This is a genomic window from Phaeobacter sp. LSS9 (genome assembly GCF_003443595.1).
Taxonomy (GTDB): Bacteria; Pseudomonadota; Alphaproteobacteria; order Rhodobacterales; family Rhodobacteraceae; genus Phaeobacter; species Phaeobacter piscinae.
Genome location: NZ_CP031958.1, coordinates 21,363 through 43,730 on the forward strand (window position 1 = coordinate 21,363; position 22,368 = coordinate 43,730).

The window sequence follows — 22,368 nt, forward strand, 5'->3', positions numbered from 1 at the left end:
TTTAACAAAAACGGATGGATTCGGGCTATTTTGGAGTGCCGCAAAGCGGTGCAGCGCCGATATGGGCTGCGATTTGGAGGCAGGGGCCAGAGGTATTGGGGCCCGTCATTTTGCAAGTCCCGATCACACCGCTGGTCGGGCCGTTGGCTGAGGGATCACTGAGGGGTTGCTGAGGGATCCCCCTGGCAGACGAGGCCGTAAAACCGGCCGTCATCTGATCGAAAGGACAGGACAGACACATAAGACAAGACCGGGGTGCCATCTGTGACGGGGGTCGCAGCCGCACCGCGAGGGCCAGGGCGGGATGTTCCAAACCCGCACCCAGGGCCCGGTGACCTCCCTGTTCCGGAGATCATTCATTGAGACCATCTGATCGTGTTTGGATCAGATTTTTAAGAGTATGGGGGTATATCATGCCTGTGCATATTGTGGGCGAAAGTCGCTTGTTGCGCGACATGTTTCTGGCCATTTGCCAGAGCAATGACTACCAGATCGGGACCTGCTGCGATGAGCTGTCAACGCTTGCGGGGTTGGGGGTCGACGATCTGGTTTTATACTACAGCCATGAAACGGGACCGGAACTGGTGGAGGAATTGCGCCAGTTCAAAGAGGGCAATGACGCCTCTCTGCTGATCCTGATCATGGGGCGGGAATGTTCCACCAGCATGCAGACTGCGCTCAGCGCCTATGCTGAGGCGGTGATCCCGCAACGCAAATCCGCAGAGGCGCTGATTGCGGCGCTGCGGGTGGTGCAAAGCGGCTATCGGATTGTGCCATCGGATATCTCTGCGGCGCTGCGGGCGGCGGATGTGACCACATCAGGGGGCGACCGCGCGGGTGAAACCCTGGGGCAGGGGGCCGCTTCCGGAACGACCTCAGGGGTGATCTCCGGGGCAATCCCTGGGACATCCTCGGGGCTGGGAGCTGGGGGGGAGACCGCCGGCGGGGTTGCTCGCAAAACAGGCTCTGACACTGGGAAAATGAACGGAACACTCAACGGGGAGGCCAGCCCAGCCCCGGCTGAGGTCGGGTTGGCAGCGCATCCGGGACAGGACCTGCGCCGCATGCCGGCCTCGGCGGCGGCCCGCGGACTGTCCGGGCGCGAATGGCTGATCCTGACCAAGCTGATTGACGGCGCCACCAATAAATCCATCGCCAATGAGCTGGGCATCTGCGAGGCCACGGTGAAGGTGCATCTGCGCACCTGTTTTCGCAAAATCGGCGCCAAGAACCGCACCCAGGCAGCGATCTGGGCGTCGGAGCAATTCCTGTCCTGATCCCGCAATGCGCGGGACTGGGCAGGTCGGGACTGCGTCGGCCGGGCACCCATGCTGGGGGGCTGGGCCTCTGGTCGACGCAGACCACCCCGGGATCGGTCTTGCCAGTCCCGCTGTGAGGGGTCAGATCTTCAGCTGTTTGCTGGCAGGCAGGAGCGCGTTGATCTGGCGGGCGTGCTCGGGCATGCAGCGGGTCAGGAAATCATAGGTTTCCACCACATGGGCGCGAGCATTGGGGCCCAGATGGGCATAGGCGCCGGGATTGGCCAGCACATCCACCACCTGATCGGCCAGCGCGCCGGGATCAAAGAAATCCACCAGCATGCCGGTTTCATTATGGGTCACCGCCTCGCGCACCGGTTCCACATCAGCCGCCACCACAGTGGCCTGCATCGACATGGATTCCAGCAACGACCAGCTGAGCACAAAGGGCATGGTCAAATAGATATGACAGCGGCTGATGCGGATGATCTTGCACAGATCGCCGTAAGGCACCCGGCCGAGGAAATGCACCCGGCTCCAGTCGACGCTGTCGCCCAGCTCATCCTCCATCTCGCCGCGCAGCCCTGCGGGATGGGTACTTTCGCGCCCATATGAGGTCTCATTGCCGCCGATCATCAGGATCCGCGCATTGGGGCGTTCCGATAGGATCTTGGGTAGGGCGCGCATCATCACGTGAAAACCACGGGCGCGTTCCATATTGCGGGCGATATAGGTGATCACCTCATCGTCGCGACTGAGCGGCTTGGGCAGACGGCCGAGACCGATGCTGGCCTTGGCATCCGGCTGCAGCCGGTCGGTGCGGATGCCGTCATGGCTGACATAGATCTTGTCGTGAAAGCTTTTGGGGAAGCGGTCGCGCTGCCAATAGGTCGGGCTGTGGCCCAGATCGACCACATCGATATTGGCAAAGGGCACGGTGTTGCGGGCATGGGCGAAAAACCCGGCGTGTTCGCCGGGGGGATTTTCCGGATCAAAGCCAACCAGCCCGCCACTGGTGCGGTAGAAATATTCAAAGAAGCCAATAATCGGCACATCCGGCCAGACCTCTTTCATGAAGGTCAGCTCCCCCCAGCCGGTATGACCGATGATGATATCGGGTTTGAAGCCGTCTCTGGCCTCCAGTTGGCGCGCGGCGAGGGCGGCGCCAATGCCATTGCCGGCCGCGGCCTCCCAATCCTTGGACAGCCCATAGGCATCGGCGGCGGGCTGGTGGTGGCTTTTGTAGGTCGCGGTGGAGACGCCGGGCAGCTTCACATCGTTCCGCTGGGTCAAAAACACGATCTCATGCTCGCCCTGATCGGCCAGCCACTGGATCATCTCCCGGTACTGGCCGGGCATGTTCTGGTGCACAAAGAGAAATTTCATGATCTATCCATGCCGCGAGAGCGCTGCGGGCGCAACCCTTTCGACAGGTGGGAACAGGCACAGATCGCGGGGCAGGGGGAGCGTCAGGGCGAAACCATGGGCAGGGTTTCACCACCCGAGGTCTGCGCGCGGCTTTCCGGGCTTGTTCCCAGAGGTCACGGCGCTAACATGCGCGCAACGCAGCAATCCCGGGGGCTGCGGCTGCCGGAGGCGCCTTGGCGTGGTTGCCGACCCCCTTTCCCAACAGGCCATGACCCCGGTTTTTACAGGGGCCCATGGTGAGTAACATCTGGTGATATATGAGAATCCTTTTCCACGCTCCCGTGCTTTCGGCCCATCGTCCGGATCCGGCGCTGTCCAGTATCCTGGGCGTGCCACCAACCGTGACGGACACGTTGTTTGGCCTGAAACCGGCGCATAAGCTGACCGGGAATCGCGGCAATATCATTCATGCCGAAGCCCCGGCCCGCAGCCTGCGCAAGGATCCCGAGGGGTCTGCGGTGGGCAATATCGCCAATCTGCAGAAAAACCTCGGCGACGGTTATGCCGAAGTCATGGCCGCGCATTTCGACATGATCGTGGTATCGCTGGCCAATTTCATCCGCCCCAACCACGATGGTATCCGGTTGTTTTCCGCGCTTGAGGCGTTGGATGGGCGGGTGCCTTTTGTGGTGCTGGGCGCCGGGATGCAGGGCAGCCATGCATTTGAGGATCTGATGCCGGGCAACCGCGATCTTCTGGCGCTGCTCAATGAGCGGGCCAATCTGTTCGGGGTGCGTGGCACCCAGACGGCAGAGTGGCTGGCGCAGAACGGGCTGGAGAACACCACCGTGCTGGGCTGTCCCAGTCTCTATGTCTATCCGCAGTCGATCATGGCCATTGACGGCGCCGCGGCCCAGGCCAAGGGGCGTCAGGCCAATGTTATGACCGCTGGCCATTTCTCCATGCGGGAGGGGGCCATCGTTGAACGCGGCACCGAACTGGCCAAGGCGTTCGACAAGATCGAGGCCTCTTATGTGTTCCAGGATGAGATCTTTGCCTATGGCAAATTCATCAAGGACCGGTTTGGTTATAATGAGGGCAACAATATTGCCCAGCCGGAAGAGCTCAATCGCTGGCTGAGCCGCAAATGCGGTCATAAGGTCGATTTCAACCGCTATTACTACTTCTCTGAGGCCGGCGCCTGGCGGCAGGCGGCGATGCTGCATGATGTCTATATCGGCGACCGTTTCCATGGCGGCGTGGCGGCGTTGCAGGCGGGCCAGCCGGCGATTTTCCTCAAACATGACAACCGGGTGGCGGAGCTGACCGAACATTTCGGCCTGCCGGCGCTGAACACGCAGAAATTCATGCGCAAGGGGCTGAAGGCGGTGCTGGATGAATATCTGTCGCCCGAAATGCTGGACAAGATGAAGACGACCTATCGCCAGCGCCACGCAGAATATGTGGCAGCCCTGGCCGAACACGGCCTGGAGGTCGACACCATCGTGCCGGAGGAGCCCCAGCCGGTGCCCGCAGTGGACAGCCGCAGCCATCTGGGCGCGATCCGCAGCCCGCAGGACCCGGATGAGGTGCTGCCGGAGGGGCTGTGGCCCACCACCACGCTGACCCCGTCTTATGCCATGCGGCGGCTGCACCCGGAGGGCGCGCGGGAGCTGGTGGTCACCTTTGAAGGGGCAGGCCAGGCGCTGGACCGCAAGGATCCCCTGCGTCCGGGTTTTGGTGAGCGTTTCCTGATCAAATCCGGCTATGCGGTGCTGTCGGTCTTGCCGCATCAGCAGAACTGGTACCGTCCGCTGGATCTGGAGCAGTATTTCCAGGCACCCGACACCCGCGTCTGGATGGCCGGGTTTGATAAGGTGCATGTGCTGGGCTCCGGCATGGGGGCCTTTGGTGCCATGGCCTTTGCCGATCTGATCGGCGCGGAAAACGTGGTGGCGCTGCAGCCGATCACCACGCTGGCCGCAGATCTGATCCCCGGCGAGACCCGGTTCCCGGCCGCGCGCAAGCTGGACTGGAGCGGCGCTTATCGCGATGCCTGCGCAGGCTGTGATACGGCGGCGCGGATCTATGCCATCCATGGCGACCATCCGCTGGATCTCGCCCATGTGACGCGGTTGCAGGATGCCTTCGGGGCGCGGCTGATCAGCGCTGAGCTGTCCCATGACAGCAAGCGCCCGGTGACCCCGTTGCTGCGCGCCAAACGCCGTCTGCCACGGACCGCGCTGACCTGCCTGCGCGGCGGCGACGCGGCGGCGCTGAACGAGGTGCTGGGCGCATTGGTGCCGCACAAAGCCCCGGCGGAGTGATCCGCACCACGCCCGACCGGAACTGTGAACACCAAAGGGCCGCTTTCACGAGCGGCCCTTTATTGTGCATCTGTCGCCTGCAGATATCAGGCCTATATCCCTTTATTTAACATAAGATAGATTAAGAGGTTTGAGCCATTCACAGGCGCGGGCCGCATGGCTGCAGGTATGAGGCGGCGGGCAGAGATGTGAGTGCAATCCGGTGGTGTTTTGTTGCTTGCCCGTCCCCGGGTCTGGTATCCTTGGGTCTGCGGTTGGGATCATGGGGGTGATCCTGGCCTGAGGGGACCGCTAAAAAGTGGATATTAAGAGTGACGTGATACCCCGGTGATCCGGGGGCGGCACAGCATGAAGAGGTATGGCCCGGGTTGGCCCAAACCCGGTGTCAGGTAGGGGGCATCATGAGTGATCTTTCGCAGGCCCAGCCACAGGTCCAATCGTCGGCCCAACCCGACGTTCGGGTGGCGACAAAGGCCTCCTTTGGACCTGGCTCCGTCCCCCCCGCCGAAGGATCCGGAGAGCGCAACCATGGTCACAGCAGCGGTCAGGAAATCGCGCTGACCCCGATGCAGCAGGGGCTGCTGTATGAAAGCGCCGCCGCGGGCAGACCTTGGGTCAATCTTGAACAGATCGTGGTGCATCTGGACGCAGAGGCGCCAGATCCGGGGGCGATGCGGGGGGCCTGGCAGCAGGTCTGCGCGCGTCATCCGGTGCTGCGCAGTGCGGTGCTGTGGCAGGGCCGCCCGCTGCCGGTCTTGCAGGTCGCGGACATGGAGGAGGTCGCTGATCAGGTCAGGGTGGAGACACAGTACTGGCAGGGGCTGGAGGCGGAGGATCAGGCGGCGCGGCTGGAGCAGTTTCTCAGCGAGGATCGCAATCGGGGCTGCGCGCTGGAACAGGCGGTGTCCTGGCGGGTGATGCTGGCGCGGCTGGGGGCGAACCGGTCGGTGATGGTCTGGACCATTCACCATGTGCTGGTCGATGGCCGCAGTATGGCGGTGGTGCTGGAAGATGTCTTTGCGGCGCTGATCGGGGGCGAGCTGCCCGCTGCGACAGCGCCTGTGACCGGCTTTGAGGCCTTTAGCCCCACCGTGGCGCAGGTGTCCGACCAGCCGGCCAGCCAGGCGTTTTTCCGGGCGCATCTGGACGGGTTTGAAACCCCGAACCAGATTGCCCGGCTGACCGGGCCGGATGATCGACCCGCTGGGACACCGCCGGATGCGGCGGACCATGGGCGCAAGCAGATCCTGCGGCGGCAGCTGCCGGCCGAGCTGCGCCGCGCGCTGGTGCAGCGGGCCGGTGGGGTTGCGACAGAGAATGACGCAGGACCAGCCACCCTGGCCAATATGATCCATGCCGCCTGGGGGCTGCTGGTGGCGCGCTGGAGCGGCCGGGAAAGCGCTGTTTTCGGGGTCACCCGGTCGGGGCGCTATCTTTTGGAGGGCTGCGGGCGCACGGTGGGCTGTCTGATCAATACGGTGCCCCTGCATCTGCATCTGTCCGGGGCCACAACTGTGGACGGGCTGCTGTCGGCGCTGCGGCGCGATGCGGTGGCGCTGCGCCCGCATGAACAGGCCTCGCTGGCGGATATGCGCCGCTGGTGCGGGCTGCCGGGCAGCGTGCCGCTGTTTGACACCATGGTGATGTTTGAACGCGACAGCCTGAATGCGCGGATGCGCAGTCTGGGGGGAGGTGACCCGGATAACCCCTGGCAGCAGCGCCGCGTTGAGCTGCGCGAAGAGGGGGCGATGCCGCTGACGCTGGCGGTCTATGGTGATGAGCAGCCGCTTTTGATGCTGGAATATGACCCCGAAGTTTTGCCGGCCAGCCAGGTGGAACACATGCTGGATCATCTGTGTCAGCTGCTGCAGAGCCTGGCCACGGCCCCTGGGGATATGGCGCTGCGCGATCTGGAGATGTTGCCGGAGGCCGAGGCGACCCAGCTGTTGCAACAGGGCCGCCCGGATCCGGCGCTGGCGCAGGTTCTGGCGCGGGAGATGGCGGCCGCCCCGCCCTGCATGGCAACCCGGCTGGAGGCCACGGCAGCGCGGATGCCGGAGGCCCCGGCGCTGCAGATGGCCCCCGAGGGCGCGGTTCTGAGCCATGCCGATCTACATGCCCGGGCGGATCATCTGGCGGTGGCCTTGCAGGCGCAGGGAGCCATGGCCGGGGATATCATTGCCATCTGCCTGCCGCGCAGCCCGGAGTTCATCATTGCCATGCTGGCGGTGCTGAAGGTCGGCGCGGCCTTCCTGCCGGTGGACCCGACCTACCCGGCCGCGGTGATTGCCCATATGCTGGAGGACAGCGGCACCAGGCTGGGCATTGGCGGGCCGGACTATGGCACGGTATCAGGGCCTGATATTGGCTCTCATAAAGGGCAATCTGCACATAGGCACGATGCCGCCCTAACCCCGGAGGGGTTGGTCTGGGTGGCCCCTGATGCGGGATCTGAGCTATCGGAACAGCCGGACAGGCCGCTGCGGCCGGCCCCGGATCCGGGGCGGCTGGCCTATGTGATCTATACCTCCGGGTCCACTGGCAAGCCCAAGGGGGTGCGGGTGCCAATGCGGGCGTTGCTGGCCCATGCCAGCGCCATCACCGCCGCCTTTGAGTTGCAGAGCAATGACCGGATGCTGCAATTTGCCAGCCTGTCCTTTGATGTGGCCATTGAAGAGGTGCTACCGAGCCTTCTGGCCGGGGCCTGCGTGGTGCTGCGTGCGCCGGATATGATCGGGGCACCGGGGCTGTTTCTGGACCGGGTGGCGGCGCTGGAGCTGACGGTGCTCAATCTGCCGACCGCCTTCTGGCATGTGCTCTGTGATGTGATGGCCGACAGTGGCCGCAGCCTGCCACCTTCGGTGCGGCTGGTGATCGTCGGCGGCGAGCAGGTCAACCCGCAGTCCTTGGCGCGCTGGCAGCAGCTGGTGCCGGGGGTGCGCTGGCTCAATGGCTATGGGCCGACGGAAACCACCATCACCTGTACGCTGCATGATCCGGGTCTGGATCAGGGGCGCCCTGTGAAGGCGCATGAAGATGTCCCCATCGGCTGCCCCACCGCCCATGCCCGCGCCTATGTGCTGGCGGCGGACGGCAGTCTCGCCCCGGCGGGGGTGGCGGGGGATCTGTGGATTGGCGGCCCGGCGGTGAGCGATGGCTATATCGACCGCCCGGAGGACACCGCAAAGGCGTTTCGACCCGACCCCTTTGCGCCGCAGAATACGGGCGGCGGGCACCACGCCAGCTGCCCCGCCGCCCGGATCTATCGCACCGGTGATCGCGCGGCCTGGCGCGGGGATGGCACGCTGGCCTTTCTCGGGCGGCAGGACCGGCAGGTGAAACTGCGCGGCTTTCGCATTGATCTGCGCCATGTGGAGCAGGTGCTGGAGCGCGCCTATCCGCAGCTGCAGGCGCTGGTGGCGGTGCATGGCAAGGACAGCCCTGCGGCGCAGCTCTGCTGTTGGGTGCGGGGCCTTCGGGAGGCCGGAGAAGCTGGCACCGAAGAAAGGGCTGGCGATACCCGCCCGGATCTGGCGGCGCTGCAACAGGTGGTGCAGCGCGATCTGCCTGCCCATATGCGCCCGGCGCTGGTGCCGGTGGCGGCGTTTCCCCGCACCGCCGGGGGCAAGATCGACATGGCCGCCCTGCCCGCGCCGACACAGGCCTCAAGCGGCCTGCGCCTGCGCCGCAACGGCGGCGCGGCGATTGACACCAGCGCCCCGCCCTCGCCACTGGCGCAGCAGCTGATGGCGATGATGGCGGATCTGCTGGGCCAGCCCGATCTGGGCGTGGATGACAGTTTCTATGATCGCGGTGGCCATTCCCTGCTGGCGATGCGGCTGATTGGCCGGATCGAGGCGGAACTGGGCCAGCGGTTGAGCCTGGCGGCGCTGCATCTGACCCCCAGCCCGCGGGCGCTGGCGGACGCGCTGAGCCCGGGAGATGGGGGCGGTGACAGCCCGGAAACACCGGAGGGCCACACCCTGCCCGATCATCTGGTGATCATTCAGGACGGTGGCACGCGCGCGCCGTTGTTTGGCGTTCATGTGCTGGGGCGCAACGAGGAGTTCTATCGCCCGCTGGCTGCTGCGCTTGGCCCGGACCAGCCGGTCTATGGGCTGAGCATCGGCCTGTTGGACAGCCGCACCCCCACCGGGGTGCGCGCCACCGCAAAACTGTATCTGGAGGAAATCCAGACCCATTACCCCAGCGGCGTTGTGCATCTGGCGGCAGTGTCCCTGGGCAGTTATTTTGCCTTTGAACTGGCCCGTCAGCTGCTGGCGGCGGGGCGCGACTTGGGATTGGTGGCGCTGTTTGATGCCGAAGGCCCGGCCGGGCGCAGCCGGGTGCAGGGGCGGGCCAGACTGGGCGCCCATCTGGGGCTGCTCCGGCGCATGGGACCGGCCTATCTGGGCCATGTGGCCCGCCACCGGATTGAGACCTTGCGCAATTCCTTTGAACGGCGGCGGCTGGAATGGACCGGCGGCGGTGGCGCGCTGTCGATCGAGGCGCTGATCGCGGCCAACCAGCAATCGGTGGAGCGCTACACGCCGGACCCGCTGGCCACACCGCTGACCGTGTTCCGGGCCGGCGATGATCTCTTTGACAGCCCCGAGGGGCTGCGTCAGGGGTTGGGCTGGGCGCCGGTGGCGGCGGCAGGGTTTGAGCTGATCGAGGTGCCGGGCTCCCATCTGTCGATCCTGCAGGAGCCGAATGTGCAGGATATGGCCCGGCATATGGCCCGCATCATGCAGCGCCCGGATCCGCATGAAACAGGGATCAAAGGACAGGCCTGACCAAGGCGGCAGCGGATCCACCGTGGATCCTGGACGTTTCTCTGCCCTGATCAGAACAAATCCGCAAAAACACGCCCGCGGGGGGAACAAACTCCCGCTTTACGGCGTCTGTCATGTGAACCGATCCCCCGCCCGTGGCCTGCCTGCGAACAGGCGGGCTTATTTGCCATGGTCAGTGCCGCGACATCTTGGTCCCCGACGTCAGGGGGATTAGGTCGGGGCGGAAAAGAAAAGGAATCTCTGACATGATGAAAACATTTGCCTGGGCCGCGGCCGCCGCTGCGAGCCTGACTGCCGCATCGTCCGCTTTTGCCTCTGACACGCTGCGTGTGGGCATGTCGGGTGGCTATTTTCCCTTCACCTTTGTGCGTCAGGACGTGCTGCAGGGGTTTGAGGTGGATGTGATGAACGCCGTGGCCGCGGAAACCGGCCTGGAGGTGGAATTTGTCACCATGTCGTTTTCCGGCCTGATTGGCGCGCTGGAATCCGACCGCATCGACACCATCGCCAACCAGATCACCATCACGCCGGAGCGCAGCGCCAAATTCGCCTTTACCCAGGCCTATGTCATCGACGGCGCGCAGGTGGTGGTGAAACGCGGCAATGAGGACAGTATCGCAGGCCCGGATGATCTGGCGGGCAAAACCGTGGCGGTGAACCTCGGCTCCAATTTCGAGCAACTGCTGCGGGAGCTGCCGCAGGCCGACAAGATCGAGATCAAAACCTATGAGGCCAATATCGCCCAGGATACGGCTCTGGGGCGGGTCGATGCCTTTGTGATGGACCGGGTGTCCTCGGCCCAGCTGATCCAGGAAAGCCCGCTGCCGCTGGCGCTGGCGGGCGCGCCGTTCTCCGAGATCCGCAATGCGCTGCCGTTCCGTCAGGACGCGGACAGCCTGGCGCTGCGCGACCGGGTGGATGCGGCGCTGAGCACGCTGCGCGAGAGCGGCGAGCTGGCGGACATCTCGCAAAAATGGTTCGGCACCGATATTACGGCGGTTTCCGCCCCGGCCGAGAAGTGAGCCGGTAAATGCAGGGGTTGGACATCGCCTATATGCTGGGCCTGGTGCCGGTGCTGCTGAGCTATGTGCCGCTGACGCTGTTCATGGCGGTGGTGGCGATGGCCCTGGCCTTGGTGCTGGCGTCGCTTCTGGCGGTGGAGCGGGTGCTGCGGATCCCGGTGCTGGATCAGCTGGTGGTGCTGTTCATCAGCTTCTTTCGCGGCACGCCGCTGCTGGTGCAGCTGTTCCTGTTCTACTACGGGCTGCCGCAGGTGCTGTCGGTGCTGACCCAGATCAATGGGGTCAGTGCTGCAATCATGGGGCTGACCCTGCATTTTGCCGCCTATATGGCCGAAAGCATCCGCGCCGCCATTCTGGGGGTGGATCGCAGCCAATGGGAGGCGGCGCAGTCGATCGGCATGACCCGTGGCCAGATGATGCGCCGCATCGTGCTGCCGCAGGCGGCCCGGATCGCGGCGCCGACGCTGGTCAATTATTTCATTGATATGATCAAGGGCACCTCGCTGGCGTTTACCCTTGGGGTCACGGAAATGATGGGTGCCACCCAGAAAGAGGCGGCCGGCAGTTTCCTTTATTTTGAGGCCTTCCTGGTGGTGGCGGTGATCTACTGGATCCTGGTGGAGGCGCTGTCGCTGGTGCAGCGGCTGCTGGAGACACATCTGAACAAGGCCTATGCACGATGAACGACGCACAAGCTGACACTGCCATTTCCATCACCGGCCTGCGCAAGACCTTTGGCGACAGCGTGGTGCTGGATGGCATCGACCTGACCATTAAGCCCGGCGAACGCATTGTCATTATCGGCCCTTCGGGCACTGGTAAATCGACGCTGCTGCGCTGTCTGAATTTTCTCGATGCACCGGACGGTGGGCAAATCCGCATCGGCGATCTGGAGGTGGAGGCTGCCCGCGCCAGCAAGGCGGAGATCCTGGCCCTGCGCCGGCGCACCGCCTTTGTGTTTCAGAACTATGCGCTGTTTGCCAATAAGACGGCAGCGGAAAACATCATGGAGGCGCTGGTCACCGTGCAGAAACAGCCCCGCGACGCCGCCCGTGCCCGCGCGCTGGACATTCTGGCAGAGACCGGTCTGGCGGATAAGGCCGATGCCTATCCCGCCAGCCTGTCCGGCGGGCAACAACAGCGCGTCGGCATTGGCCGGGCGATGGCGCTGGGGGCCGAGTTGATGCTCTTTGACGAGCCGACCTCGGCGCTGGATCCCGAATGGGTGGGCGAAGTGCTGGCGCTGATGCGCAAGGTCGCCGAAGAGCGCCAGACCATGCTGATCGTCACCCATGAGATGCAGTTTGCCCGCGAAATTGCCGATCGGGTGGTGTTCATGGAAGGCGGGCGGATTGTGGAACAGGGCCCGCCGGCGCAGATCTTTGATGCGCCGCAGGATCCCCGCACGCGGGCCTTCCTGCGCCGGGTGGGGTGACGGGTCCTCTTCTGTACCCCGAATATCCAAATGCAAAAAGCGGGCCAATGGCCCGCTTTTTTCCATCCAAGGATGGTCATTCATAAGACGCTGTCAGCGCAGGATCTGCGATCCCGCCCCACCGGTCTGATCACAAATGATCAGTTGGTTGTGGTGGTGCTGGTGCTGGTTTCGTCGTCGTCGTTCAGGATCACACCCAGAATGACCGCACCGGCAACGCCGCCGGCGATCAGAGTGCCCTGCTCAAGGCCGGTCCCGCCGAGCAGGGTCGGGGTGCCTTCATCCTGAGCGGAGGCGGTGGTGGTTGCGGCCAGGGTGGCCAGAGCGAATGCTGCGAAGAACTTGTTCATAATCCAAAACTCCTTTGGAGACCGTTGAGCCGAGAGTAGGTGAGTTACCTCGTGAATTCAACGCAGCTTTTAGCAGCAATATCCCGGCGGCTGGAAATTTTTTTCTGCCGTTGCCGAGATATCGCTCATTTGGGCGGATATGGCCCCAAACCGCCTGTTTTTAACGCGTCAGAACTGGAGTCAGCCGCCGGTGGTCAGCTGGCGGATGCGCAGATAGCCCACATTTGGCCCAGCCCATTGGCGCGATTGCCAGACCCGGCCGCTGCGCGAATCTACCCAGTAGTCATTGACGATCTCCCCGCCGCGTCCCGGCTGGCTGGGATGGCAGCGTTCCTCAATGTGGCGGGTGGGGTAGCGCAATTCAACGATCACGATGGGATCGACGCCCAGATCGCGGCGGCTGCAGAGCATATCCAGCTGCCAGGCGCCATTGTCCAACCCGCGGATATGATAGCGCCGTGCGCCACTGCGCACAGGGCCACCTGTGTCCCCTTCGACCAGCGCTGAGCTGGACAGGATATCATTGCCAAGGTTGCGGGTCGCCACCAGCACCCCATTGCGCAGGGTCAGGCTGATATTGTCCTCGGTGCGCCAGACCGCCACGGTGCCGGGGCTGTCATCGCGGCGCAGCTGCTGGCGCGACAGATAGGCAAAGACATCGTTTTTCTCGATGGTGACCTCGATATAGGGGTCCTTGATTTCATCCAGACCAGCGCGGGTCAGCGGCGGGCGGGCCGCCTGATCTGCATCTTTGCCGCCGGACAGGCGGGCGCTGACTTTATCAGACAGGCTGCGCAGCAGTTCCACCTGCAGGGGCGCCTGATCCGGCCCGCGGCTGCAGGCGGTCAGCACCAGCAGACCCAGGATTGGCAGCAGCCCGGCGAGGCGTGTGGTCACAGGCGTCATCATTCCCAGATCCTTGCCCGCTGTCGGGTCAGCTGTGCGCGATGGGCCTCGCGGATTTGTCCATAAAGCCGACCGGGGACATGCACCCGCTGGCCGCCGTCGCGCTGGGTCGGGCGCACCACCAGGCCGAATGTATTGCGGCTGGGTTTGCCCAGCAGCCAGTCCAGCGGAATGCGGAAGCGGAAGCCCTTGTCAAAGGAGCCTTCGCCAAAATCCTCCGAGGAGACATCGGTGAGGGTAAAGAACCCGCCGACCCGCCAGCCATTGGCAAATTCACGGTCCAGCGCAAAGGTGGCGCCATAATCACCGGCCAGATAACGCCCGGCATCCACCTGCAGATGATAGCCTTTGTCCATCTGGTAATAGGCCGAGGCATGACCGGTGAAGGTTTTGTAATCGCGAAACGACAGCCGCTGATCATAATCGCGCTGCACCACGTAATTGCCCTCGACCCCCAGCGCCAGACGGCTGGAGACCGGTTTCCACAGCACCTCGCCCGAGACCCCGCCAAACATGCTTTCAAACAGGCCGACGGTGCTGCGGGCATAGAGATCGCGCCCGATCTGCCATTGCCGCGTGACATAGAGATTTTCCAGCGTGGTGCTGAACTGGGCATATTCATTTTGATCGGTTCGCACTCGGGGAAGCACCGAATTGGAGGCGCGCCCATCCTTCACATTGCCCCAGACGCGCTGACGGATGGTGCCCGCGATGCGCCAGCCGGGGGCCGGTGCATAAGAGGCCTTCAGATCCACACCCACATCCAGCCGGAACGGCAGCTCAGGATCAAAATAAGAGGGCGCGGTATAGGGGCTGAGCGAGGTGGAAAACGCCGGGTAGAGATCGCCTGAGATCAGCGCGTCTTCAGCCAGCGGTTCGGCGGCCTGCAGGCCGGTCACCGCCCAGAGCGCTTCGGTGGCGTCGGGGTTATGTTCCAGCGCCTCCAGATCGCTGCGCCGGATCACCACCTGCGACAGCGCCAGCCCGCCGCGCATCGGTACGATTTTCAGCGTCTCCACCGAGGGCGGCAGCAGCCGCGCCATGGCGCGCGCACTGCGGCCAATGGCCAGAGTCTGGGCGCGGTAGCGCGGATTGCGATAGCGCAGTTCAGCCTCGGTGCCATTTTCAGGCAGGCTCAGCGCCTCCAGGATCAGCCCGTCCTGCTGCAACGCCTCGGCCAGCGCATCCCGCAGGGTTGTCTTGGCGCGCGTGCTTGTGGCCCAGTCGCGACTCCAGTGGCGCTCGTCGGTGGCCCAGCTGCTGCGCGGCGCCACCGGCACCGGCGCGTTGACCCGCATGGGCTGGGTGGGGTGTTTGGGATTGAGCTGGATCTGTGCGGTGACGCCCAGTTCCGAGCCATAAAGATAATAGGCCCCCAACCGCAGCCCCGGTCTGGCCTGATATTCGGCGCCAAAGTTGAAGGAGGATTTGCGCTCAAACACATTTGGGGCGCCAGTTTCCAGCACATAGGCATCCGAGGAATATTCCGCCTTGAACCCCCAGCGGTCATTGGGCTGCCATTCGATGCCCGCAAACGGCGCCATCTCGCCGCGGAACCACTGATCATAGGACAATTCGCCCCCGGTGGTGCCAGCAACAAACCCCGGACGGGTGCCGGAGATACTGCCGATGGAGCCGTTGGAGCCCAGGCGTCCCCAGCCCAGACCTGCGGTCAGCTTCAGCCGGCCTGCGCCGCCGCGATGGCTGAGCGCGGGGGTGTCAAAATTCTTGGTCGCGACGATATATTCGCCGGCATAAATCCCGGTGCCGGCAAAATCCTGCAGACCCAGGGTTACGGCCGGGCGATAGCGCCCCTCGCGCAGGAGCCGCAGCCGCACGTCAAAGCCGCGGTCGTAATAGGTGCTGAACCCGGCAATCTGGGCGCCATTGGTCTGGATGCCATTGTAGCGGAAGGACGCGCTGAGCCAGGGGGTGGCCTGAAAGGTCAGATTGTAGCGCGCCTGACCGCCAAACCAGGAATAGGTCGAGGTAAACTGCCCGTCCGGCAGCATCTCCGCACTTGGCATATCCACCAGACCGGGAGAGCCGTAGAAATTGAGGCTGGGGGCGGGCAGCGGTTTGAAGCGCGGCGCCTCCGGTTTGGGCGTGGTGAGCGCGTCTTGCGCCTGTGCGGAGAGTGCCACCGAGGCCATGACCACAGAGGTTGCCAGGATACGGGCGGCCGGCATATGGGCCATTGGCAAAAGCCGCGCCACATGAAGAGATCGAAGACTGGGGATCACGGGTTCGGACTGCCTTGTTGTCTGGCTTGTGGTCTGGTCGAAATGCCGGAGCAATGAAGGGCGGATCGGCCGCCCCGCCCCTGCGGCTGGTGTTGGTCCGGTTAGACCACAAAACCCGCAGGCGGATCAACGATCTGGCCTGCCCTGATACCGCTGCTGGCTGGGCTGTGACCCGTAAACTATAGTGCCAGCTGCAAGACCCCATCGCAGGTCTCCTGCTCCTCCTGTTCCTGCCAGCAAGGCGGATCCAAGGGGCGTTCAGGAGGTCTTACGATCCTCTTCCGGGGCGCGATAGCCCTCGACCCAGCGTTTGATCAGGACCCGCGCAACCCGTTCGTCGCCGGCGGCCACGGCCTGACGCAGGCCCCGGATCAGGGTTGCAACCTCGATTTCCGACAGCACCGCTTCGCGGGCGCAGAAAATCTTCTGGTGGCCGGTGGTGATCAGATCCGAGCTGAGCGTCAGCTCTTCCTGCATCTTTTCTCCGGGCCGCAGGCCGATGATATCGATGGCGATATCGCCGTCGGGATGATCGTTGTCCCGCACGGAATAACCGGCACTTTCAATGACCTGACGGGCCAGTTGCAGGATTGAGATCGGCTCGCCCATATCCAGTACGAAGACCTCCCCCCCAAGCGCCTCGGCGCCGGCCTGCAGCACCAGCTGCACCGCCTCGCGGATGGTCATGAAATAACGTTTGACGCGCGGATCGGTGACGGTGACCGGACCGCCGCGGCTGATCTGTTCCTGAAACAGCGGCACCACGGACCCCGAAGAGCCCAAGACATTGCCAAAGCGCACCATGGTGAAAACGGTGCCGGGATTGCGGGTGGCCAGATCCTGCACCACCAGTTCCGCCATGCGTTTGGAGGCGCCCATCACATTGGTCGGGCGCACCGCCTTGTCCGAGGAAATCAGGATGAAGCGTTCCACGCCGCTGCGCGCGGCGGCCCGGGCCAGCGTCTGGGTGCCAAAGACATTGTTGGCCAGACCGGGCAGCGGGTTGGCCTCCACCAGGGGCACATGTTTATACGCCGCCGCATGCAGCACCACCTGCACGCCGTGATGGGCCAGCACCATGCGCACCTGACGCGGATCTGTCACGGAGCCGAGCACCGGCACCAGCTCAATCCCGGTGCCTTCGACCTGCTGCTCCAGCTCCTGATGAATGGTGTAAAGCGCCAGTTCCGACAGCTCATAAAGCACCAGTTTGCGCGGGCGGCAGGCCAAGACCTGACGGCAGAGCTCGGAGCCGATGGAGCCGCCGGCGCCGGAGACCAGCACCACCCGGTCCTGATAAGATCCGCTGGCCTCCTGCAGGGGCACATCGCGGGTGGCGCGGCCCAGGAAATTCTGCGGCGCCACCGGGGTCAGCTTGTCGACCAGCGCCTCTTCCCCGATGAGCTGGGCAAAGGAGGGCAGCGCCTGCACCTCCAGCTGCATCCGCTGCAGTCGCTGGATGATCTGGGCCTGTTTCGGCTGGCTCTGCGACGGCATCGCCAGCAAGACCCGCTTGATCTGGCGGGCCTCGGCGATTTCGGCGATGCGGGCGGGCGGGAACACCGGCAGCCCCACCAGGGTCACCCCCTGCAGCGAGGTATTGTCATCCACAAAGGCAACAGGATCGATGCCATCATGGGCCTTCAGCGCCTGCGCCAGCTGGGCGCCGGTGGTGCCGGCCCCATAGATCAGCACCCGGCAGCGGGGCTGGGCGCGGCGGTAAATCGCCACCACCACCTGATAGAGCAGGGCACGGGCCGCCAGCAGGCAGAGAAAATAGGTGGTGGCAAAAACCACATGGGTGCCGGGCGGCAGATCAGGACCAAACAGCAGCGTCAGCCCGGCCGTGGCCCCGGCGGTGATTGAGGCCAGCAGCGCCGTCAGCCCGACCGCATGGCGTTCATAGGCATTGAGCTGCACCTTGGGCAATCCGAGCCACAGCGCCACCGCCGCCGCCAGCGCCAGCACATAAGGCAGCACCGGCAGCATCGCTGCCAGCGTGGCCAGAGCGGATCCCGGCAAGGGCAGCACCAGAAAGGTCAGGAACAGCGCCAGCGGGATCAGGGCCAGATCAATGGTGAGAAAAATATAGGATTTCTGTTTGCGTGACAGCGCACTGATCAGATTGAACATCCCTGGCCGTCCCCACTTCCAGTCCCCGGTGACCGCCTCGCAGTCCGGGCGGCCTGTTTATATGTCACGATGTGGCGCCAAGATCTTTCTGGCGCGCATCGTTTCAAATGCGTTTTTATCAATTCCCCGCGCCAGACCCCCGGACCCGCATGTGGCGGCTCTCTCTGGCATCGGGATGTGTCTCGCGTCGTCTATCCCTCCGGGTGCCCCCTGGTCCCTCCGGAGCAGGTGTGACAGGCCCTACGCCGGGGGTTTCATGGGCGCCCCGAGCATCACTTTAGACGTATTTCGGGGCTAATACAAAACCACGGGCAGCAAAAAAGCGCCGTCTGACGGTGATTTGCCCGTTTTGGCGCCCCCAGACGGCGTCTGTGCAGGCCTGACGCAGGGTTTGGCCGATCCCTCTGCGCGCGGGCACGCCCCAGGGGGCAGCTTGGGCAGGACACACCCGACCGGACCCGCCCGGACCGGGGCGAATCGCCGAATCGCCCCGCAATCTCATCCCTCAGCCGCGCCGGAACAGATTGCCGATGGTCTGAAACACCAGATCAAAGTCGTAACACATGCTCTGGTGACGCTGGTAAATGAGATCCAGCCGCGCCTTCATCGGCACGCAGAGGCGGGAATAGACCTGATCGGTTTCTGCGGAGGTGGTGCAGCGCGCCAGCAGGGCAGCCTCATGTTTGTGATAGGTGATGGAGGCCAGCCCGGTGACCCCGGGGCGCGATTTCAGCACCCGGGCATAGAGCTCGGGATTGGCCTCAACATATTGGCGCAGCGGCGGGCGCGGCCCGACAAAGGAGAGATCCCCCTTCAGGATGTTCCACAGCTGCGGGAATTCATCCAGCCGCTTGCCGCGCAGCCAGGCACCGGTCTTGGTGATGCGGGCCGATTTGTCGCCGCCGGAGACCCCGGTGTCCTGCGCCACCACCTGCATGGTGCGCAGTTTCCACAGGGCAAAGGGCTGATCGACGCCCTTCATCCGTTCGGCCACGTAAAACAGCGGGCGGCCTTCCTTCAACAGCAGCCAGGCCATCAGCCCCAGCAGCACCGGGCCCAGCACCACCACCAGAAGGCTGGCAAAGAAGAGATCAAAGAGGCGTTTGCGCCAGGTCATATGCGGGTGTCCTTATCAGGGGCGGATTGGGGCAGCAGGCTGAGCGCGCGCGCCTCAGCCACCAGATCCTGCGGGCTGGCGGCGGGCAAGGCCGCAGGCTGATCCGCCAAAAGCCCGATCAGCCGCGTCACGTCAAGCTGCACCTCGGCGATGGCCTGCGCGGGCGCGGGCCTGCGGGCACAGTCCAGCCCCGCCGCCTGCAACAGATCGCCCATCGCCACCGCGCCCGGCTGGGCGATGTTCAGCACCTGCGGCAGATCGGGACATTGGATCAGGGTCGCCAGCACCTCCGCCAGGGTCCGGGGGCCGATATAGCTGCGCCGGGGCGTCTGCCCATCGGCAAATTGATCCAGACAGAACCCCGCCCGCCAGCCGCCCAAGATCGCATCAATACCGGCAATATTGCCGATCCTGAGCAGGCTGATCTCCAGCCCCAGCTCAGCGGCACGCGCCTGTGCGGCCTGTTCCATCTCGGCCTTGGCCACCCCGTAAGGGGCCATCGGGGCCAGCGGGATGTCCTCGCTCAGGGGGCCGGGGGCCGCGCCATAGACCGCCGCCGAAGAGGCCAGCAGCAGCCGCGGCGCGCCTGTCCCTGCCCCTGTCTCTGCCTCGCGCACACGCGCCGCCGCCTCAAGTGTGGCCAGCGCCAGATCGCGATGTTGCACCAGCTGGCGCGCGCTCAGTTCCCGGCCCGCCGCACCGCCGGGCACCGGCCCCGCCAGACAGAGGATCGCCGCCGCGCACCGCGCCGCCTCTGCCAGCGCATCCGGGTCCGTCAGCGGATCAAGGACATGCCAGCCCTGTGCGCCAGCCTCTGCCCCCTCAGGCCGCGCCCGCCGCTGCCAGCGCAGATCCGCCCCGGCAGAGGCCCATTGGTGGCGCAGGAGCCCGCCAATCCGCCCGGAGGCGCCCAGGATCAATGTGGGTCTCAATGTGGGTGGAAAACGCATCAGCCCCCCTGTTACCGTAGTGCTTGCGGTTGACGCAGACTGCATGCCCAGTATCTTGCGGGGATCAAAAATCAAGCCGTTTTCGGATGTTTTCGAACTAAGGATCCCCATGCGCCGTCTTTCCCTCCTGCTTGCCGCTCTTGGTCTCGCCCTGCTGCCGGCAGCCTGTGGTCGCCTGCCCGGTGGTGCCCCCGCCAGCGAAGAGATCCTGAAAACCGCCGATGATGCGGATGCCGATTTTGCGCTTTATCCCGTCACCCGCGCCTTTCTGCCGACGGTGGGCCATTGGCCTGAAACCGGCCCTGAAAGCGGCGGTGCCCATAGCGGCAAACGCCCGCTGAAATGGATCGGCGCCACCCAGGGCGCCAAGACCCAGATCATCCAGCCCGGGGATCTGCTGACCCTGCGGATCTGGGACAGCAGCGACAATTCCCTGCTGACCACCCCGGATGAGAAAATGGTGCAGCTACAGGATGTGACGGTGGCGGCCAATGGCAGCATCTTCATGCCCTATGTGGGCAATGTGAATGTGAACGGGCTGACCCCGGATCTGGCGCGCGAAAAACTGCAAACTGCCATGGAAGAAATCGTGCCCTCGGCCCAGCTGCAGCTGGACATGACCGAAGGGCGCGGCAATTCGGTAGATCTGGTCAGCGGCGTTGAGACCCCCGGCACCTATCCGATGCCGGATCGCAATTACACGGTGATGGGGCTGATTGCAGCGGGCGGCGGCATCAGCGCCAGCCTCAACAATCCGCAGATCCGTCTGGTGCGCGGGCGCAGCATCTATGGCACCTCGGTGGAGACCCTGCTCAATGATCCGCGCCGCGACACGCTCCTGCGCGGCGGCGACCGGGTGTTTGTGGAAGAGGACGCGCGTTATTTCCTGTCTTTCGGGGCCACCGGCCGTGAGGATCTGCACACATTCACCAAGGATCAGATGTCGGCGATGGATGCCATGTCGGTGGCGGGCGGCTTTCAGGACAGCCGCGCCGATCCGCAGGGGCTTTTGGTGCTGCGCGAATACCCCGACAGCGCCCTCGCGCCGGGCCAGCGTGGTCCGCGCCAGCCCCGGGTGGTGTTCACGCTGGATCTCACCTCAGCTGACGGGCTGTTCTCGGCGCGCCGTTTCAAGATCAACTCCGGGGATCTGTTGATCGCCACCGAGGCGCCAGTGAATGATGCGCTGACCATCTCCAATATCATCGGCAACTTCTTCGGCGTCTTCAGCCGCGCAGGCGCGCTCTGATCCGAAACAACCTGACGGTGCTGCCAGCCATCACGCGCCGGACCAGCCATAAACCGCAGCGATCTGATCCGCAGGCGTGCCGGCCCTGATCGCTGCGGCCTCTTCTGTTTCAAGACAAGAAGAACAACCCATAGCAGATTGTTTGCACTGGCCTTCCCGGTCTGCAGGCGATAGATATGCGCGCGTATATTGCCCCGGTTTCCAGTCCTGACCCGTCTTCAGCCCTGTCTTCAGCCCTGTGGCCGGTTCTGTCTGATTTTCTCATTGATAGCCCTTATTCAGAGTCCTTATTTCTGCAATGAAACCCACCACAATTCGTGTCACCGACAGCCTGCGCGCACTGCTGATCGACTCTCATGTGATGCCGAAGCCTTGGCGCGTAGATAGTGATTTTGCCACGCTCAAGCGGCTTAGCTTCACGCCGGATGTGAAACTCTCGGTTGTCACCCGGCACGGGCTGAAATCGGGTGGCTTGCTGCCACTGAACAGCATCGGCTACATGAGTTACAGCCACTCCCCCTCCCGCAACTGGTCGGCCGGAGCCTTCTGTTCGATTGCGGCCGGGCTGCGGGTCCTGGGGGATCGTCACCCGATCCGGCGGGTGTCTTCCCACCCGTTCAGCTATGGTCCTTACTATCAGAAACTGGCCCGCAGCCTGGGCGTGGAAACCTATGCACCACATGCCCGTTTCAACACCAAATCGCCGCCCGTGCGCATTGGCAATGACGTCTGGATCGGGCGCGGGGTGCAGATGGCCGGCGGGATCACCATCGGCAATGGCGCAGTGGTGGCCGCAGGCGCCATCGTCACCAAGGATGTGCCCCCCTATGCCGTTGTTGGCGGCGTGCCGGCCCGCGTGCTGAAATACCGCTTTGTCGCCCCATTGGTGGCGCGGCTGGAGGCCTCAGCCTGGTGGGACTATTCGCTGGAAACGCTGGCCGCCTTCACCATGGGACACCCGCGCCGGTTCTGCAAAGCCTTCGAAAAAGAGAAAGACAACCTACCCAAACGCGAGGATCGCTGGATCACGGCCGAGGATCTGCTGTCCCGGGCCGCCATTGCTGCCCCAGACAGCCTCAGCCACCTTGCCAAGGGCGGTGGCACAGATACCCCAACATCACTGCCACAGAAAAAGAGCCGCCCGCCACAGCCGGCCTCCAGCCGGATCGCCCGTGTCTCCGGACAGCTGAAACAGCTGCTGCGCTCGACCTGA

15 protein-coding genes are annotated in these 22,368 nt (G+C 64.2%); 8 read left to right on the forward strand and 7 right to left on the reverse strand.

All coding sequences use genetic code 11. From position 1 onward, the window contains the following. Positions 1–413: 413 nt before the first annotated feature. Positions 414–1,277: a helix-turn-helix transcriptional regulator gene (locus D1820_RS18340; RefSeq protein ID WP_118070612.1), complete on the forward strand. Its 864-nt coding sequence runs from the start codon at positions 414–416 to the stop codon at positions 1,275–1,277. A gap of 123 nt (positions 1,278–1,400) precedes the next feature. Here D1820_RS18340 and D1820_RS18345 read toward each other — a convergent pair whose 3' ends face one another. Beyond that, positions 1,401–2,645, reverse strand: a complete 1,245-nt coding sequence (locus D1820_RS18345; protein WP_118070614.1) for a glycosyltransferase family 4 protein — start codon at positions 2,643–2,645, stop codon at positions 1,401–1,403. Between the two features lie 299 nt (positions 2,646–2,944). Between D1820_RS18345 and D1820_RS18350 the strand changes: the two genes are divergently transcribed. The 5 genes from D1820_RS18350 to D1820_RS18370 all read left to right on the forward strand — a co-directional run bounded on the left by D1820_RS18350 (position 2,945) and on the right by D1820_RS18370 (position 12,207). Beyond that, positions 2,945–4,954: a polysaccharide pyruvyl transferase family protein gene (locus D1820_RS18350; RefSeq protein WP_118070616.1), complete on the forward strand. Its 2,010-nt coding sequence runs from the start codon at positions 2,945–2,947 to the stop codon at positions 4,952–4,954. A 401-nt stretch (positions 4,955–5,355) separates the two neighbouring features. After that, a complete protein-coding gene (locus D1820_RS18355; RefSeq protein ID WP_118070618.1) occupies positions 5,356–9,750 on the forward strand; it encodes a non-ribosomal peptide synthetase in 4,395 nt (1,464 codons plus the stop codon). Positions 9,751–9,995: 245 nt separating this feature from the next. Beyond that, the gene (locus D1820_RS18360) at positions 9,996–10,772 is read left to right on the forward strand and encodes an amino acid ABC transporter substrate-binding protein (RefSeq protein ID WP_118070620.1); all 777 of its coding nucleotides are present in this window, start codon (positions 9,996–9,998) and stop codon (positions 10,770–10,772) included. Between the two features lie 8 nt (positions 10,773–10,780). Further along, entirely contained in the window at positions 10,781–11,455 is a 675-nt protein-coding gene (locus tag D1820_RS18365; RefSeq protein WP_040179226.1) for an amino acid ABC transporter permease, read from the forward strand. Further along, positions 11,452–12,207 carry an amino acid ABC transporter ATP-binding protein gene (locus D1820_RS18370; RefSeq protein WP_118070622.1) on the forward strand — a complete coding sequence of 252 codons (756 nt, stop codon included), beginning with the start codon at positions 11,452–11,454 and terminating at the stop codon, positions 12,205–12,207. Before D1820_RS18365 ends, D1820_RS18370 begins: the two co-directional genes overlap by 4 nt. 140 nt (positions 12,208–12,347) lie before the next feature. Here the strand turns inward: D1820_RS18370 and D1820_RS18375 are convergent, their stop codons facing one another. The 6 genes from D1820_RS18375 to D1820_RS18400 form a co-directional block, all read right to left on the reverse strand. Further along, positions 12,348–12,557, reverse strand: a complete 210-nt coding sequence (locus D1820_RS18375) for a hypothetical protein (protein WP_096873599.1) — start codon at positions 12,555–12,557, stop codon at positions 12,348–12,350. 180 nt (positions 12,558–12,737) lie between these two features. Further along, the gene (locus D1820_RS18380; RefSeq protein ID WP_118070624.1) at positions 12,738–13,466 is read right to left on the reverse strand and encodes a YjbF family lipoprotein; all 729 of its coding nucleotides are present in this window, start codon (positions 13,464–13,466) and stop codon (positions 12,738–12,740) included. After that, complete coding sequence (locus D1820_RS18385; RefSeq protein ID WP_118070626.1) at positions 13,463–15,661, reverse strand: YjbH domain-containing protein; 2,199 nt, start codon at positions 15,659–15,661, stop codon at positions 13,463–13,465. The genes D1820_RS18380 and D1820_RS18385 overlap by 4 nt, the downstream gene beginning before the upstream one ends. 303 nt (positions 15,662–15,964) lie before the next feature. Then, entirely contained in the window at positions 15,965–17,839 is a 1,875-nt protein-coding gene (locus D1820_RS18390; RefSeq protein ID WP_118070628.1) for a nucleoside-diphosphate sugar epimerase/dehydratase, read from the reverse strand. 505 nt (positions 17,840–18,344) lie between these two features. Beyond that, on the reverse strand, positions 18,345–18,956 hold the full coding sequence (locus tag D1820_RS18395; protein ID WP_040175771.1) for a sugar transferase: 612 nt from the start codon (positions 18,954–18,956) through the stop codon (positions 18,345–18,347). Next, positions 18,953–19,906, reverse strand: a complete 954-nt coding sequence (locus D1820_RS18400) for an NAD(P)-dependent oxidoreductase (RefSeq protein WP_254683416.1) — start codon at positions 19,904–19,906, stop codon at positions 18,953–18,955. Before D1820_RS18400 ends, D1820_RS18395 begins: the two co-directional genes overlap by 4 nt. 109 nt (positions 19,907–20,015) lie before the next feature. Here D1820_RS18400 and D1820_RS18405 point away from each other — a divergent pair, with 109 nt between their 5' ends. Next, positions 20,016–21,155: a polysaccharide biosynthesis/export family protein gene (locus tag D1820_RS18405; RefSeq protein ID WP_102898525.1), complete on the forward strand. Its 1,140-nt coding sequence runs from the start codon at positions 20,016–20,018 to the stop codon at positions 21,153–21,155. Positions 21,156–21,453: 298 nt separating this feature from the next. Next, the gene (locus tag D1820_RS19280) at positions 21,454–22,368 is read left to right on the forward strand and encodes a CatB-related O-acetyltransferase (protein ID WP_305790863.1); all 915 of its coding nucleotides are present in this window, start codon (positions 21,454–21,456) and stop codon (positions 22,366–22,368) included.